Below are 15,962 nucleotides of genomic sequence, written 5' to 3' on the forward strand. Positions count from 1 at the left end.
GCGGCCGATGATCGCGCCCATGCGGCGCGCGGCCAAGGGCCATCGGAACGGCACATGCGGAAACCATCGACAGAGGCGGGCCTGAGACGCTGGCCGCCGGGCGGCGCGCCCCTGCTGCTGCTCGGCGTCGTCGCCTGCGTGCTCGGCCTGCTGCCGGCATTGCTGGCGCCGCATTTGGCGGCGCCGCTGCGCCTGGCACCGGCGGTCGCGGGCGCCGGCGGCCTGCTGCTCGCCCTCTCCGCCCTGCGCCGCAGCCGGCGCGAACTGGGGGCGCTGGCACTCGGTCTGCGCGCCCTGTCGCTCGGCCGCAGCGAACAACGCCTGGTCGAGGACCGGCGCGGCGTACTCGGCGAGCTCGCCGCCGCCGGCAACCGCCTCGCCGAACGGCTCGACACGCTGAGCACGCGCTTCGATGAACGCGTCGCCGAACACACCCGGCACCTACGCGCCGAGCGCGATGCGCTGCAGGCGCAGAACCAGCAGTTGCGCACCGCCGCCGGCGCGGCGCAGGACGAGGCGCGCGCGCAGAGCGAGCTTCTGGCGAGCCTGTCGCACGAGCTGCGCACGCCGCTGACCGGCATCCTCGGCTACGCCGACCTCTTACGCCGCTCCGGACTCGATGCCGAGCAGGCACAACAGCTCGACATGCTGGAGAAGTCGGCGCGCGCGCTGCTGGCGATGATCAACGACCTGCTCGACTGGAGCCGCATCGAGGCCGGCCGCCTGCGCCTCAACGAGGAGGCGCTCGACCTGATCGACACCGTCGAGGACACCAGTGCCCTGCTCGCGCCGCTGGCCTACGACAAGGACCTCGAACTGGTGCGCATCGTCTATCACGACGTGCCGCGCCAGGTGCGCGGCGACGCCCAGCGCCTGCGCCAGATCCTGACCAACCTGCTGTCGAACGCGATCAAGTTCACCGAACGCGGCGAGGTGGTACTGCGGGCGATGCGCGAACGCGAGGAAGCCGGCCGCACCTGGCTGCGCTTCTCGGTGACCGACACCGGCATCGGCATTTCCCCCGAACAGCAGCAGCGACTGTTCCAGCCCTACCGCCAGCTCGGCCGCGCCACCCGCGGCGGCAGCGGGCTCGGCCTTTCGATCGTGCGCAAGCTGGTCGAGCTGATGGGCGGCGAGGTCAGCCTCGACAGCACGCCCGGCAAGGGCTCGACGTTCAGCGTGCTGCTGCCGTTCAAGCTGATGGCCGACGCCGAGTCGGCTGGCGCCGCCGATCCCCGTCTGGCCGGCCGCAGCGTCTGGCTGTTCGAGGCGCACGCGACCTCGCGCCTGGCGCTGGTTCACTGGCTGGAGTTCTGGGGGCTGAGCGTGCGCAGCTTTGCCGCCGCCGACGAACTCGCCGATGCGCTGCGTACCGCCGTGGCCAAGCCGGATCTAGTGATCCTCGGCCTGAAGCCTGCCGAGCGCGGCGATCTGGCGGTACGGGCCACCCTCGCCGCCTGCGCCGAGCACCAGCCGCCGCTCTTGGCGCTGGTGGCTTCGGCAGCGCCGCCGGTGCACGAGGAACTGCGCGACGCCGGCGCCGCCGCCTGCCATGCCAAGGCGATCGGTCGCGACCGGCTGCACGACGAGATCCTGCGCCTGCTTTCGGCCGCGCCGGCCGCGGCGGTGCAGCCACTCGCCGGCCTGCGCGCGCTGATCGCCGACAACAACCTGGTCAACCGCCGTTACCTCGGCGCGCTGTGCCGCCGCCTGGGACTCGAGGTGATCGAGGCCGGCGACGGCCGCAGTGCGCTGCAGCAGTGGTTGCGCGAGCGCCCAGCGATCGTGCTGCTCGACGCGCACATGCCGGAGCTCGACGGCCCTGGGTGCGCCCGCGAGATCCGCGCCGCCGAGCGTGGCAGCGCGACGCGCTGCCGAATTCTCGCGGTCAGCGCCCATCTGGAACCGGAAGAACGCCATCAGTTCCTGCAGGCCGGCGCCGATGCCGTACTGATCAAGCCCTTCGACGAGCGTACCCTGCTGCGCAAACTCGACCCGATGGCCGGCGGTCCGCCGCCGGCCGCGGCGCGGCTGACCGCGGATCCGGAACTGCTGGGGCTGCTGCGCGAGGAGCTGCCGCGACAGTTGCGCGATCTGGAGAGCGCGATCGACGCCCGCGACCTGTCGGCCGCGCGCGACGCCGCGCACACGTTGCGCGGCACCGCGGCGTTCTATCACCTGCCGACGCTGCGCCAGACGGCCTCCGCGCTCGAGGACTGGCTGCTGCGCTGCGACGGCCTGAACGCTGGCGCCGAGAAACGCCGCGAGCTGCAGAGCGTGCGCCGCGCCGTCGACGACACCCTCGCCGCCATGCGCAGGCACTGATTTTCCGCGGCTGAGGAGCTTCCCCGACGGCCGCGCCGGCACAGTCCGGCATAATCACGGCATCCGCCCGGGGGGACACCATGAGCACAGCACGCGAAAACTGGGGCAGCCGGTTTGGTTTCATCATGGCCGCGGCCGGCTCGGCGGTCGGCATCGGCAACATCTGGCGCTTCCCCTACACCACGGGGACCAACGGCGGCGGTGCCTTCCTGCTGATCTATCTGGCGATCGTCATCGGCTTCGGTCTGTCGGTCGCAATCGCCGAGATGCTCGTCGGCCGCGCGGCGCAGCGCAATCCGGTGGGCGCCTTCCGCGCGCTCGGCGGCGGCGCCTGGCCGCTGGTGGGCTTTGGCGGCGTGTTGACCGGCTTTGTGATCCTCTCGTTTTACATCGTCGTCGCCGGCTGGACACTCGCCTACATCGGCTTCATGGCCAGCGGCAGCATCGACACCACCGACCCCGAACGGCTCTCGCAGGTGTTCTCGGGCTTCGTCGCCGATCCGCTGCGGCCGATCCTGTACTCCGGCGTGTTCATGGCGCTGACTGCGTGGATCGTCGTCGGCGGCATCGCCAAGGGCATCGAGCGCTGGAACAAGATTCTGATGCCGGCGCTGTTCGTGATCCTGCTGGTGCTGGTGCTGCGCTCGGTCACGCTCGACGGGGCCGCCGAGGGCCTGGCCTTCTTCCTCAAACCGGACTTCGGCGCGGTCACCGCCGGAACGTTCTACGCGGCGATCGCGCAGGCGTTCTTCTCGCTATCGATCGGCATGGGCACGCTGCTGACCTACGGCTCGTATCTGTCGAAGCAGGAACACCTGCCGAAGGCGACCCTGACGGTGGCGATGATCGACACCGGCGTCGCCGTGCTCGCCGGCTTGATGATCATGCCGGCGGTGTTCGCCTTCGGCTTCGACCCCAGCGCCGGTCCGGGTTTGACCTTCGTCACGTTGCCGGCGGTGTTCGCGTCGATGCCGTTTGGCGCGGTGTTCGGCGTGCTGTTCTTCACCCTGCTCGCGATCGCGGCGCTGACTTCGGCAGTGTCCATCCTCGAACCGATGGTCAGCTACGTCGTCGACGAGCATCGATTCTCGCGCCGCAAGACCGTCATCGTCGCCAGCCTGATCTGCTTCGCACTCGGCGTGCCGGCCTCGCTGTCCTTCGGCATCTGGAGCGGCTTCACCATTGGCGGTCGCACCTGGTTCGACCTGGTGGATTTCCTCGCCAACAACATCATGCTGCCGCTGGGCGGGCTGTTCACCGCACTGTTCGTCGGCTGGGCATGGAAGCGCGCGGCGTACGAGCTAAGCAACGAGGGCGCGCTGAAGCTGCCGTGGACGCCGGTGTGGCTGTTCGTGCTGCGCTTTCTCGCGCCGCTGGGCATTCTCTGGATCATGGCTTCGGCCCTGTTCGCCTGAACCGAGCTGAGCCACCGATCGCCGAGGAGTCCTGCTGATGGATCGCCTGTTTGCCGCCTTCGACGCCATCAACGCCGTGATGCTCGGCATGCCGACGCTGCTGTGCCTGCTCGGCGTCGGTATCGTCTTCACCGTCTGGACCGGCTTCGGCCAGTGGCGTTCGCTGACCCATGGCGTGCAACTGATCCGCGGCAAGCTGCCGGGCATCTCCGGCGAGGGCCAGGGCGCGCTATCGCACTTCCAGGCGCTGTCGGCGGCGCTGTCGGCGACGGTCGGCCTCGGCAACATCGGCGGCGTGGCGATCGCGGTGTCGATCGGCGGACCCGGTGCGGTGTTCTGGATGTGGATGGTCGGCATCGTCGGCATGGCGCTGAAGACCACCGAAGTGACGCTGTCGATGCTGTATCGCGACGTCAGCGACCCGAACGATCCGCACGGCGGCACGATGTGGGTGTGCAAGAAGGGATTCGCCGAGCTGAGCCCGAAGCTGGCGAAGCTCGGCCTCGTCGCCGGCGCGCTGTTCGCGGTCGCGTTGATTCTGTTCGGCATCACCGGCGGCAACATGTTCCAGGCGTGGAACGCGGCCGAGATCGCGCGCGCCTACTTCGGCGTGCCGACCTGGGTGTCGGGCGCGGTCATGGCGGCGCTGGTCGCCGCGGTGATTCTCGGCGGCATCCGCCGCATCGGCAGCATCGCCAGCGTGATCGTGCCGCTGATGTGCGGGATCTACATCCTCGCCGCGATCTATGTGCTGCTGGTGAACGCCGAGCAGATCCCGGACACCTTTGCACTGATCTTCCGCAGCGCCTTCTCGCCGGCCGAGGCCGGCGGCGCGTTCATCGGCGCGAGCATGGGTACCGCCTTCATCTTCGGTATGAAGCGCGCGCTGTTCTCGTCGGAATCCGGCATCGGCTCGGCGCCGATCGCGCACGCCGCGGTGAAGACCAAGGAGCCGGTCAGCGAGGGCGTCGTCGCCGGGCTCGAACCCTTCATCGACACGCTGATCATCTGCACCATGACCGCACTGGTGATTCTGATCACCGGCGTCTGGAACCGCGGCGCGATCGTGCCGTGGGACACGCCGCCGGCCTTGGTCGAAGTCGGCGATGCGCAGTGGGCGCCGTCGTCCTACGTGCTGCCGTCGACGGCGCACCCGAGCCTGGTCGCCGGCGACCAGGTGTTCATCGTCACCGAGGATGCCGACGGCACGCGCGGCAAGCTGTTCGGCAACATCGTCGGCGAGGGAGCGAACCGCTCGATCGACTGGCGTCCGCTCAGCGCCGCCGAGGCGCCGCGGGTGATCGAGGCCGGCGTGTTTGCCGACTATCCGGGATCGACGCTGACCGCCAAGGCCTTCGATACGGTCCATGCCGGCCTCGGCCAATGGATGGTGAGCTTCGCCGTCTGGGCCTTCGCCCTCTCGACGATGATCACCTGGAGCTACTACGGCGAGCAGGGCGTGATCTATCTGGCCGGCAAGACCTGGGTCGTACCGTACCGGCTGCTGTGGTGCGCGCTGATCTTCGCCACCTGCCTCGGCTACATCCGCACCGACGCCCAGATCGACACGATCAGCACCGTGGCCTTGGGCTTCATGCTGGCCGTCAACCTGCCGATGATGCTGGTGCTCGGGCCGCGCGCGATGCGCGCCTGGCACGACTACTTCCGCCGTCGCCGCCTCGCCTGATCCGTGCGGATGCCACCGCTGCCGCGATGCTGGCGTAAGCTGCACGGATGACGACCGACGACTTCATGGCTGCGGCCGACACCGCGCACCGGGCGGCGCCGCGCACCGGCGTGCTTTTGGTCAACCTCGGCACCCCCGATGCGCCGCACGCACCGGCGATCCGCCGCTACCTCGCCGAGTTCCTCGGCGACCCGCGCGTCGTCGAGACGCCGCGTGCGCTGTGGCTGCCGTTGCTGTACGCCGTGATCCTGCCGTTTCGCTCGCGCAAGCTGGTCCACGCCTATGCCTCGGTGTGGACCGAACGCGGCTCGCCGCTGCTGGCGATCAGTCGCGACCAATGTACCGCCCTGCAACGGGCGCTCGGCGACGACATCGTCGTGCAACTGGCGATGCGCTACGGTAATCCTTCGATCGCCTCGGCGTTCGCGGCCTTCGACGCCGCGGGTGTCCGCCAGGTGCTGGTGCTGCCGCTGTATCCGCAGTACTCGGCGACGACGACGGCATCGGTCTTCGACGCCGTCTACGCGCAACTGCGCGCGCGGCGCTGGCCACCGACGCTGCGCACGATCGACGGCTACCACGACGATGCCGGCTACATCGCGGCGCTCGCCGCGTCGGTGCGCGCGCATTGGGACGTCCACGGCCGCGGCGAGCATCTGCTGATGTCCTTCCACTCGATCCCGCTGCGCTACTTCCAGGCCGGCGATCCGTACTACTGCCTGTGCCAGAAGACCGCGCGCCTGCTCGCCGAGGCACTGGCACTGGCGCCGTCGGCGTGGAGCGTCAGCTTTCAGTCGCGCGTCGGCCGCGCGCGTTGGCTCGCGCCGTACACCGATGAACGCATCGCCGCGCTCGCCGGCGCCGGCGTGCGCCACCTCGACGTGATCTGCCCGGGCTTCGCTGCCGACTGTCTGGAAACGCTCGAAGAGGTCTCGCTGCGCTACGGCGAGGCCTTCGTCGCCGCCGGCGGCGCAGCGCTGCGCTACATCCCGGCCCTCAACGCCCAGAGCGCGCACATCGACGCGCTCGCCGCGCTGCTGCGCAAGCATCTGCACGGCTGGCCGACGGCGACGGGCATCGACGGTGACGTGGTCGAGCAGCGTCAGCACCGCGCGCGAAGCCTGCTGCGGACGCTCTGACCCGTCTGCGGCCGCTGCTCGCCCTACTTCTGCTTCGCGGTGAGCAGATTCAAACTGGCGAGCTGCTGCGTGAGATAGCTGCTGGTGCCGTTCATCTGCGCGATCAACGTATCGAGTGCGGTGAATTGCGCGCGATAGCGACTCTCGACGCGTTGCATGCGCAGATCGAGCGCGTCTTGCTGCCGCGTCAGGTCCTGCAATCGCGTCTGCAGCGAGTCCGTGCGGGCGCTCACCTGTCCGTCGTCACCGACGATACCGTCGAGCACCTGGATCAGACGCTCGGCGTATCCGCCCTCGCCGGCGAACAGCTGGGCCACACCGCCGCCATCGTTCTTCAGCGCATCGGTTAGTGCGCTCGCATCCAGCTTGAGCGTGCCGTCGGTCTGCGTCGCGATGCCGATCTCGGACAAGAAGCGCAGCGCGCCGCCGTCGTTGCCGGTGCCGAGTACGCCGCGCAGCGCCTGCATCGCGCCGCGCACGGTGATGTCGCCGGTGAGCGGAGCGGCCTGGCGCTTGTCGGCGTCGTAGCGGGTCAGCGAGTGGATGGTGTTGACCGCGGCGTTGTAGGCATTGACGAAGGCACTGATCGCCTTGTGCGCGGCGTCGTGATCCTGGGCGACGACCAGCCGATGGCGTACGCCCGGTTCGGCCGCCACGAGGTCGAGCGTGACGCCGTCGATCGCGCCGGTCACGGTGTTCGACGCCGAGGCGTAATCGAAGCCCTCGATGCGCAGATGGGCGTCGGCCGCCGCCTGCCGCTCGGCGAACGCCATGCCGTCGACGCTGATCTGATGGGCCAGACCGGTCGCGGTCGCGGTCAGCAACAGACGGGTGCCGCCAGTCTCGTTGACCAGTGTGGCGCTGACGCCGGTGTTGTCGGCGGCTTCGTTGATCAGTCGCCGCAGGTCGGCCAGCGTGTTGCTGCCGTCGCGCAAAGTGACGGTGAAGGATGCGCCGCCGACCTGGATGTCGATGTCGCCGTTGGCAAGGACGGTGCCGGCGCCGTCGAGGTAGGCCCCGCTCACCAGTTTGTGAGCGCGTGCCAGCGCCACGACCTCGACCTCGTATTCGCCGGCGACCGCGGCAGCGCTCGCGCTGGCGGTGAAGGTCTCGGGCCGCGTGCTCGTGGCCTTGAGCGTCGCCAGCGCGCCGCTACGCAGGGCATCGAGCTTGCTGCGCACGTCGGACAGCGCGCCCTTGAAGGTGCCGATGGCCGAAAGCTGCACATTGATCCGCGACTGCGCGGTACTCAGGCGGGTCTGTGCCGGCGCGCGTTCGGCGGCGACGAGTTGCGACACCAGCGAGGCGATGTCGAGTCCGGAACCGACGCCGAGCGAGGAGAGGTTCGCCATGGTTCTTGCACTCAGACGGTGGCCTCGATCAGCGCGGCGCGGGCCTCGCGCAGCATGCGCGCGATGCGCAGCACTTCCTCCGCCGGGATCTGGCGCAGCACTCTGCCGTCGCGCGCATCGCGCAGGGTCACGATCACGCGGTCCAGATCGCGGTCGATGCGAAACTCGAGTTCGGCACCGGCAGCCTGGACCTGGTGTTGCAGTGCCTGCACCGCCGCGTCCAGGTCGCCGGCGGGTGAAGCCGCGAGCGCGCCGGACGGCGCCGGTGCGGGCATCGTCCGCGGCGTCGTGGCAACGGCCGGCACACCGCTGCCAGCGGCAGCGGCCGCAGCCGACACGGCGGGGATGGACTCGCTCACGACTTGGCTTCCCGGACCGTTTGCGCCGCAGCGGCCCCCGGGGCGTCGAGCGCCCGGGGGCCTTCATCGACCTCAGCGCTGGAGCAGGCTGAGGACGTTCTGCGGCAACGAGTTGGCCTGGGCCAGCATGGCCGTGCCGGCCTGCTGCAGGATCTGCGCGCGCGTCAGATTGGCCGTTTCCTTGGCGAAGTCCGCGTCCTGGATGCGCGAACGCGCGGCCGACAGATTCTCCGCGGTGGTCGACAAAGACTGCACCACCGACTCGAAGCGGTTCTGGATCGCACCGAGCGTCGCACGCGCCGAGTTCACCTGAGCGAGCGCGCTGTCCATCTGCCGGATCGCCAGCGAGGCCCCGGCGAACGAGGTGACGCTGAGCGTGGTCAGGCCGTTGGTCGTCGTCGCGGTGGCGCTGCCGTCACCGCCGCCGACGTTGAACCCGGTCACCGAACCGTCGTCGTTGCCGGTCACGGTGATGTCGGCATCGGAGGTGAGCACGATGCGGCCGTTGACGGCATCGAAGGCGGCGCTGACGCCATGCTGCGTGGAGGTGTTGTTGATGGCATCGATGACCTGCCCGACACGCTGGTTGATCGAGCCGGCTGCACCGATCGCGGTGCTGACGTCGACGCCGTTGATGACCAGATCGCCGGCGGTGGCTGCGGCGAGATTGGAGATACCGCTGGTCGCGCTCGACTGACCGGTGGCCGAGGTCACCGACGACAGCGCGGCAGTGTTGGCGTCCACCAGCGAGGAGATCGAGATCGTCTCTCCGGCGTTGGCGCCGACCTGGAACACCGCCGAGGTGAAGCTGCCGTCGAGCAGCTTGACGCCGTTGAACTCGGTCTGGTTGGCCACGCGGTCGATTTCCGACAGCAACTGCGTGACTTCGGCCTGCAACGCAGTGCGATCCGTGCTGCTGTTGGTGGCGTTGGCCGACTGTACCGCGAGCTCGCGGATACGCTGCAGGTTGTTGGTGACCTGGGCCAGCGCACCTTCGGCAGTCTGCGCCAGCGAGATGCCGTCGTTGGCGTTGCGCTGCGCCTGGTTGAGGCCGCGGATCTGCGAGCTGAAGCGCTCGCTGATGGCCAGGCCTGCCGCATCGTCCTTGGCACTGTTGATGCGCAGACCCGAGGACAGGCGCTGCAGCGAGGTGGCGAGGGAAGACTGTGAGGTCGTCAGATTGCGCTGGGCATTGAGCGACATCACGTTGGTGTTGATGACTTGCATGAAGGGCTCCTCGTGAGGTTGAACCGGAGCCGGGCCGCGAGGCTCCGCTCCTGCCGCAGCGGTCCCGTTGCCGGGAGTGAGTGTCGCCGCTGTTGACGTCCTTATCGGAGCGCAGCCCGCAAACTTGAGCGAATTCTCCTACACGGGACGAACGGCACGAGGCGCCGGGACCAACGGCGTAGCGACCGCTTGCCTCGGTATCAGGCCAGTTCGGCGTCGACGAAACCGGCGGCCGCGCGCGCATCGAGGTTCAACGGCGGATGCAGGCGCACGCCGTGCTCGCGCAGCAGGTGGCGAAAGGTCGCGACCGGCTCGATGCCGCGCTGCGCGCACAGATGCCGGAACCAGCGCGTGCCGATGGCGACGTGGCGCACCTCTTCGCGCAGGATCAGGTCGAGAATCGCCAGCGTGTCGCCATCGCCGACCTCGCGCACGCGGTTCATCATGCCCGGCGTGACGTCGAGCCCGCGTGCTTCGAGCACGCGCGGCACCAGCGCCATGCGCAGCAGCGGATCGTGCGCGGTCTTCTCGGCGGCTTCCCACAGACCGTTGTGCGCGCAAAAGTCGCCGTAGTCGCGGCCAAGCCGCTGCAGCCGCGCACGCAGCAGCGAAAAGTGCCGGGCCTCGTCACGGGCGACGCTGAGCCAGTCGACGTAGAAAGCATCCGGCAGCGCGTCGAAGCGGCAGACCGCATCGAGCGCGAGATTGATCGCGTTGAACTCGATGTGCGCCACCGCATGCAGCAGCGCGCAGCGTCCTTCCAGGCTGCCGACGGCGCGCCTCGGCACCGCGCGCGGATGCACCAGCACGGGCTTGTCCGGTCGTCCCGGCACGCGTCGCCAGTCGAATGCCTGCGCCGGGGGCTCGCCGGTGATGGGCGCGTCGATCGCCATCACTGCGGCGCATTTTCGCAGCGGATCGGTTTCGACCAGCGCGGCGAACGCCGCGGCGCGCGCCGTCATCGCAGGGTGGCCAGACCGCGCGCGAGATCGGCGATGATGTCGCGAGTGTCTTCGAGGCCGACCGCGACGCGCACCAGGCCTTCGGTGATGCCGGCGGCGTCGCGCGCCTGCTGACTGATGCGCCCATGCGTGGTCGTCGCCGGATGCGTGATGGTGGTGCGCGTGTCGCCGAGATTCGCCGTGATCGACAGCATGCGGGTCGCATCGATCAGCCGCCAGGCCGCCTCGCGGCCGCCCTCGACCTCAAAGCTGACGATGGCGCCATAGCCGTGCTGCTGACGCTGCGCGAGCACGTGCTGCGGGTGGCTCGCCAGCCCCGGATAGAACACGCGCACGACGCTGGGCTGCCGCTCCAGCCACTCGGCCACGGCGCGCGCGTTCTCGCAGTGCGCGCGCATGCGTACGCCCAGGGTTTCGAGCCCCTTGAGGAACAGCCAGGCGTTGAACGGGCTCATGCACGGCCCGGCAGTGCGCATGAAGCCGAACACGTCCTTGCCCACGCGCTCGGCGTCACCGACGATCGCGCCGCCGATGCCGCGGCCCTGACCGTCGATGTACTTGGTCGCCGAGTGGATGACGAAATCGGCGCCGAGTTTGAGCGGCTGCTGCAGCACCGGCGTCAAAAAGCAGTTGTCGACGCACAGCCAGGCGCCGTGTGCGTGCGCAAGCTGCGCCAGCGCGGCGATGTCGGTGAGCTCGCACAGCGGGTTCGACGGCGTCTCGACGAACAGCAATTTGGTGTTCGGCTGCAGCGCGGCCTTCCACGCCGCCACATCCGCGGTCGTGTCGACGTAGCTGGTCGTCACGCCGAAACGGCCGAGCACGTTGTTGAACAGGTTGACGGTGGCGCCGAACAGACCGCGCGCGGCGAGGATGTGATCGCCCTGCTTGAGCAAGGCCAGGCAAAGGCTCAGCACCGCCGCCATGCCGCTGGCCGTGGCGACGCAGCTCTGGCCACCCTCCATCGCCGCGAGTCGGCGTTCGAAGGCCTCGACCGTCGGATTGGTGAAGCGCGAATAGACGTAGCCTGGCGCCTCGCCCTGGAACACCGCCGCCGCCTCGGCCGCGCTGCGAAAGACGTAGCTCGAGGTCATCGACACCGAGGCCGAATGTTCGCGGTTGGCTGTGCGCGGCTCCGCGGCGCGGATGCCGAGCGTCGAGGATCCCCACTCCGGATCGAAGGATTCAGTCACAGCACAAGCTCCCGAAAACGCGATAAGCCCGTTTGCCGAAGGGCTAAACGGGCTTATCACCGTTTAGCTGGATTTATAGAGCGCCCGCAAGCAGGTCCAAATCGGCGCAACCGCGGACCATAGCGGCAAGGCGGCGGCAACTCAAGTGTTGTTGGCCAGCTCGATCACGGTGCGCGCGGTTTTGCGCGCCGCCTTGGCCGAGTCGCTGCGGAACAGTTCGAGCTGGCTCAGGTACTCGGCGGTGATGTCCTGGGTGATGTATTCGCCGGTGAACACCGAGCAGTCGAAGCGCGTGATCGACGGGTTGCCGGCGCGCACCGCGTCGATCAGGTCTTCGAGGTCCTGGTAGATCAGGCGGTCGGCACCGAGTAGGCGTTCGAGTTCATCCACGCTGCGGCCATGCGCGACCAGCTCGGCGCTGGTCGGCATGTCGATGCCATAGACATTCGGATACCGCACCGGCGGCGCCGCCGAGGCGAAGTAGACCTTCTTGGCGCCGGCGTCGCGCGCCATCTGGATGATCTCTTTGGAGGTCGTGCCGCGCACGATGGAGTCGTCGACCAGCAGCACGTTCTTGCCGCGGAATTCCAGATCGACCGGGTTGAGCTTCTGGCGCACCGACTTCTTGCGCTGCGCCTGCCCCGGCATGATGAAGGTGCGGCCGATGTAGCGGTTCTTGATGAAACCTTCGCGGTAGCTCACGCCAAGACGCGCGGCCAGCTCAGCGCCGGCGACGCGCGAGGTGTCGGGGATCGGGATCACCACGTCGATGTCGTGGTCCGGCCACTCGCGCAGGATCTTCTCGGCGAGCTTGATGCCCATGCGCAGGCGCGCCTTGTAGACGTAGATGTCGTCCATCACCGAATCCGGCCGCGCAAGATAGACGTGCTCGAAGATGCACGGCGAATACACCGGATTGGCCGCGCACTGGCGCTTGTGCAGCTTGCCGTCGAGCGTGATCAGCACGGCCTCGCCGGGTTGGATGTCGGCCAGTCGTTCGTAGCCGAGGGCATCGAGCGCGACCGATTCCGAAGCGATGAGGTAGTCCGGACCGTGCGCGGTCTCGCGCACACCATAGACCGCCGGACGGATGCCGTAGGGATCACGGAAACCGACGATGCCATACCCGGTGATCATCGCCACGCAGGCGTAAGCGCCGCGACAGCGCCGATGCACACCGGACACCGCGGCGAAGACGTCCTCCGGCGTCAGTCGCAGCGCGCCGCACTGCAACAGCTCGTGCGCGAAGACGTTGAGTAGGACTTCCGAGTCCGACTCGGTGTTGAGATGACGCCGGTCCTGCAGGAATAACTCCTGCTTGAGTTCTTCGGCATTGGTCAGATTGCCGTTGTGCGAGAGCGAGATGCCGAACGGGGTATTGGTGTAGAACGGCTGGGCCTCGGCCGAGGTCGAGCAGCCGGCGGTCGGATAGCGCACGTGGGCCACGCCCATACGCCCGCGCAGCTTGACCATGTGCTCGTCGGCGCTGAACACATCGCGCACCAGGCCGTTGTCCTTACGCAGAAACAAGTGGTGGCCATCGTTCGTGATGATGCCGGCGGCATCCTGGCCGCGGTGTTGCAGCATGGTCAGCGCATCGAACAGCTCGGCGTTGACGGCGGCGCTCTGGGAAACGATGCCGGCGATTCCGCACATGGCTATGGACTGAACAAGATGGACGTGGGCATTGCAGCCGCCGGCGCGGTGCGCGGCTCCGCCGCGGCGGGCGCCGCCGGGTCTGGAGCCGGTTCGATCAACTCGAGCCAGGACTCCGGCAGCACCTTGGCAAAACCCTGTGCCAGCGGCTCGAACTGGCCGATCAGCGCCGAGGACCGCCACCAGGTGGCCTCGGCGGCACCCATGCGGCCGGCGACGAGCACGAACAGGCTGACGAGCACGACCGCACGCACCATGCCCAGACCGCCGCCGAGCGTACGATCGGCCGGCGAGAAACCGCTTTCGCGCACCAGGCGCACCAATAGATGCGTCAACAGCGCGCCAACCAGCAAAGCCAGCAGGAACACCCCAGCGCAGGCCGCCGCCATCGCCAGCACCGGGTCGGGGATATGCGGCGCGAGCATCGCCGCCGCCGGCCGGTGGAACATCCACGCAAGAACGAAGGCGGCGATCCAGGTCAGCAGGCTGAACACCTCATGGATCAGACCGCGCCAGACGCCGAGCAGCATCGAAACCACGAAAACGCCCAGTATGCTGTAGTCGACCCAGGTCATGCCGCGTGCGCTGAGGAAGGCCGCGCGATTCTACCACCGCGAGCCTCCCTACCTGCGCCGAGCGCGGCCGCGGCCTCAAGGCTTGACGACGCGGGCCTCGGTCATGCCGGCGCGCACGATCTGCGCATGCGCGGCCTCGGCGCGCGCAGCGCTGTCGTAAGGACCGGCACGCACGCGATACAAGGTGCCGGCGGCGGCCTCGATCGGGGCGATGATCACGGTCTGCCCCAGCGCCGCGAGCCGTGACTCCATCTCGCGCGCATTGCCGATGTCGGCATACGAGCCGACCTGCACCCACCATTGCGGCGCGCCCACGGCGGCCGGAGCCGGCGTCGGCCGCGGGGTGACGCTGGGCGTGGGTGTCGCCGCGGGTGTCGGCACGACCGTGGGCTTGGGGCTCGGCGTCGCGGTCGGCTTTGGCGTCGGCTTCGGGGTCGCGGTCGGCGTCGGCCGAGCCGCGGGGCTGGGCGTGGGTGGGGGTGTCGCCACCGATCGCACCACCGACAAGCTCGACGACAGCTTGAGCGGCTCGCCATGCGGCGCCGACGCATCATCGGTGTCGATCTCGGGCGGGTTGCCCTCGTCGGCGGCTGCCGGCGCGCCTGCGGCCGGCGGCAGTGTGGCGATGGCGTCTTCCTGCAACGGAATCGTGACCGTGCGCAGGTCTTCGTCCGCGGCCGGCGGAAGGCGCGGTTCCGGCAGCAGCGCGGCCAGGGCCAGGGCGACCAGTACGATGACGGTGGCACCGACCAGTCGGCGTTTGAGGGTGTCGTTCATCGAATGGCGGGGGCGATCAGCGTGGATCTTCGGAATCGATCAGCGCCGCGGCGGCGGCCACGGTCAGGAAAGAGCCGGTGACGACGATGCGTCCGTCGCCGGCGCGCGCACGCGCGGCGGCGAGCGCTGCGGCCATATTCTCGCAGCATTGCAGCGCCACGTGGCGCGGCCCGATCGCGGCGGCCAGGGCCTTGGCGCTCATGCCGCGCGGCGGCGGCAGTTCGACCAGGATCAATGCGTCGAAGCAGCCGGCGAGCGCATCGACGAAGGCCGCGTGCGGCTTGTCGGCGAGCATGCCGAGCACGAGCACGCGCGGCGCCGCGGCGCCCTGCGCGCGCAGGTGGTCGGCCAGCACCTCGGCGGCCTCGCGGTTGTGGGCAACGTCGAGCAGGTAGCGGCCGCGCGACTCGCAGCGCCCGGGCAGGTACAAGCGTGGCAGCGCACGCCGGATCGCGGCCTCGTCGACGCGGCAGCGTTGCTGCAGCGCATCGACCAAGGCGATGACGCCGGCGGCGTTGCGCAGTTGCGCCGGTCCGCGGAGTCCCGGCGCCGGCAAGCCGCCGAGACGGCGCTGCGCCGTCCACCAGTCGAAGCCCTGCGCGTTCGCCGTACAGCCGAAATCGACGCCGATGCGGCGCAGTACGGCGCCCGTCGCCGCCGCGGCATCGAGCAATCCGGCCGGCGGGTCGGGGTCGGCGATGATCGCCGGCCGCCCGGCGCGGAAGATGCCGGCCTTCTCGCGGCCGATGCTGTCGCGATCGGGGCCGAGCCAGTCGGTGTGATCCAGGCCGATGTTGGTCACCAGCGCGGCGTCGGCATCGACCAGGTTGACGGCATCGAGGCGTCCGCCTAAGCCGACTTCGAGCACCTGCACGTCCACCTCGGCCGCGGCGAACAGCCACAGCGCCGCCAGCGTGCCGTACTCGAAATAGGTCAGCGGCGTGTCCGCGCGCACGCGCTCGATCGCCTCGAATGCACGGCACAGCGACTGGTCGTCGACGTCGACGCCGTCGATGCGTACGCGCTCGTTGTAGTGCAGCAGATGCGGCGAGGTATACAGGCCGACGCGGTGACCGGCCTCGCGGTAGATCAGCGCGGCCAGATGGGCGCTCGACCCCTTGCCGTTGGTGCCGCCGATGGTGACGGTCAGCGGCCGCGCCGACGGCAGGCCCAGACGGGCAGCGACGCAGCGCACGCGGTTGAGTCCGAGGTCGATCGCCCGCCCGTGCAGGGTTTCCTGCCAGCGTAGCCAGTCGTGGAGCGTGCGCGTCATGGGCCTTGGGGCCCCGGGACCA

13 protein-coding genes are annotated in these 15,962 nt (G+C 69.2%); 4 read left to right on the top strand and 9 right to left on the bottom strand.

Annotated features, from left to right (window positions below; all coding sequences use genetic code 11):
* Positions 1 to 54: 54 nt before the first annotated feature.
* From ABSH63_RS10575 to hemH, 4 genes are all read left to right on the top strand, one after another.
* Positions 55 to 2,325 (top strand): ATP-binding protein, encoded by a 2,271-nt coding sequence (locus ABSH63_RS10575; protein ID WP_352889641.1) that lies wholly within the window; start codon positions 55 to 57, stop codon positions 2,323 to 2,325.
* 80 nt (positions 2,326 to 2,405) lie between these two features.
* Positions 2,406 to 3,740: a sodium-dependent transporter gene (locus ABSH63_RS10580; protein ID WP_352889643.1), complete on the top strand. Its 1,335-nt coding sequence runs from the start codon at positions 2,406 to 2,408 to the stop codon at positions 3,738 to 3,740.
* 37 nt (positions 3,741 to 3,777) lie between these two features.
* Positions 3,778 to 5,427 (top strand): alanine/glycine:cation symporter family protein, encoded by a 1,650-nt coding sequence (locus ABSH63_RS10585; RefSeq protein ID WP_352889645.1) that lies wholly within the window; start codon positions 3,778 to 3,780, stop codon positions 5,425 to 5,427.
* Positions 5,428 to 5,474: 47 nt separating this feature from the next.
* Positions 5,475 to 6,566 (top strand): ferrochelatase, encoded by a 1,092-nt coding sequence (gene hemH / locus ABSH63_RS10590; RefSeq protein WP_352889647.1) that lies wholly within the window; start codon positions 5,475 to 5,477, stop codon positions 6,564 to 6,566.
* Positions 6,567 to 6,589: 23 nt separating this feature from the next.
* Here the strand turns inward: hemH and fliD are convergent, their stop codons facing one another.
* The 9 genes from fliD to folC all read right to left on the bottom strand — a co-directional run bounded on the left by fliD (position 6,590) and on the right by folC (position 15,940).
* A complete protein-coding gene (gene fliD / locus ABSH63_RS10595; protein WP_352889649.1) occupies positions 6,590 to 7,918 on the bottom strand; it encodes a flagellar filament capping protein FliD in 1,329 nt (442 codons plus the stop codon).
* An 11-nt stretch (positions 7,919 to 7,929) separates the two neighbouring features.
* Complete coding sequence (locus ABSH63_RS10600; protein ID WP_352889651.1) at positions 7,930 to 8,277, bottom strand: flagellar protein FlaG; 348 nt, start codon at positions 8,275 to 8,277, stop codon at positions 7,930 to 7,932.
* Between the two features lie 72 nt (positions 8,278 to 8,349).
* On the bottom strand, positions 8,350 to 9,504 hold the full coding sequence (locus ABSH63_RS10605; protein ID WP_352889652.1) for a flagellin: 1,155 nt from the start codon (positions 9,502 to 9,504) through the stop codon (positions 8,350 to 8,352).
* Positions 9,505 to 9,704: 200 nt separating this feature from the next.
* Positions 9,705 to 10,466 carry a ferritin-like domain-containing protein gene (locus ABSH63_RS10610; protein WP_352889654.1) on the bottom strand — a complete coding sequence of 254 codons (762 nt, stop codon included), beginning with the start codon at positions 10,464 to 10,466 and terminating at the stop codon, positions 9,705 to 9,707.
* Entirely contained in the window at positions 10,463 to 11,659 is a 1,197-nt protein-coding gene (locus ABSH63_RS10615; protein WP_352889656.1) for an O-succinylhomoserine sulfhydrylase, read from the bottom strand. The genes ABSH63_RS10610 and ABSH63_RS10615 overlap by 4 nt, the downstream gene beginning before the upstream one ends.
* 141 nt (positions 11,660 to 11,800) lie before the next feature.
* Positions 11,801 to 13,315 (bottom strand): amidophosphoribosyltransferase, encoded by a 1,515-nt coding sequence (purF, locus tag ABSH63_RS10620; protein ID WP_352889658.1) that lies wholly within the window; start codon positions 13,313 to 13,315, stop codon positions 11,801 to 11,803.
* Positions 13,316 to 13,317: 2 nt separating this feature from the next.
* The gene (locus ABSH63_RS10625) at positions 13,318 to 13,890 is read right to left on the bottom strand and encodes a CvpA family protein (protein WP_352889659.1); all 573 of its coding nucleotides are present in this window, start codon (positions 13,888 to 13,890) and stop codon (positions 13,318 to 13,320) included.
* 75 nt (positions 13,891 to 13,965) lie between these two features.
* Positions 13,966 to 14,667, bottom strand: coding sequence for an SPOR domain-containing protein (locus ABSH63_RS10630; RefSeq protein WP_352889661.1), 702 nt, complete (start codon positions 14,665 to 14,667; stop codon positions 13,966 to 13,968).
* Between the two features lie 16 nt (positions 14,668 to 14,683).
* A complete protein-coding gene (folC, locus tag ABSH63_RS10635) occupies positions 14,684 to 15,940 on the bottom strand; it encodes a bifunctional tetrahydrofolate synthase/dihydrofolate synthase (protein ID WP_352889663.1) in 1,257 nt (418 codons plus the stop codon).
* Positions 15,941 to 15,962 lie beyond the last annotated feature (22 nt).

Origin of the sequence: Sinimarinibacterium thermocellulolyticum (genome assembly GCF_040327995.1) — a bacterium.
GTDB lineage: Bacteria > Pseudomonadota > Gammaproteobacteria > Nevskiales > Nevskiaceae > Solimonas > Solimonas thermocellulolyticum.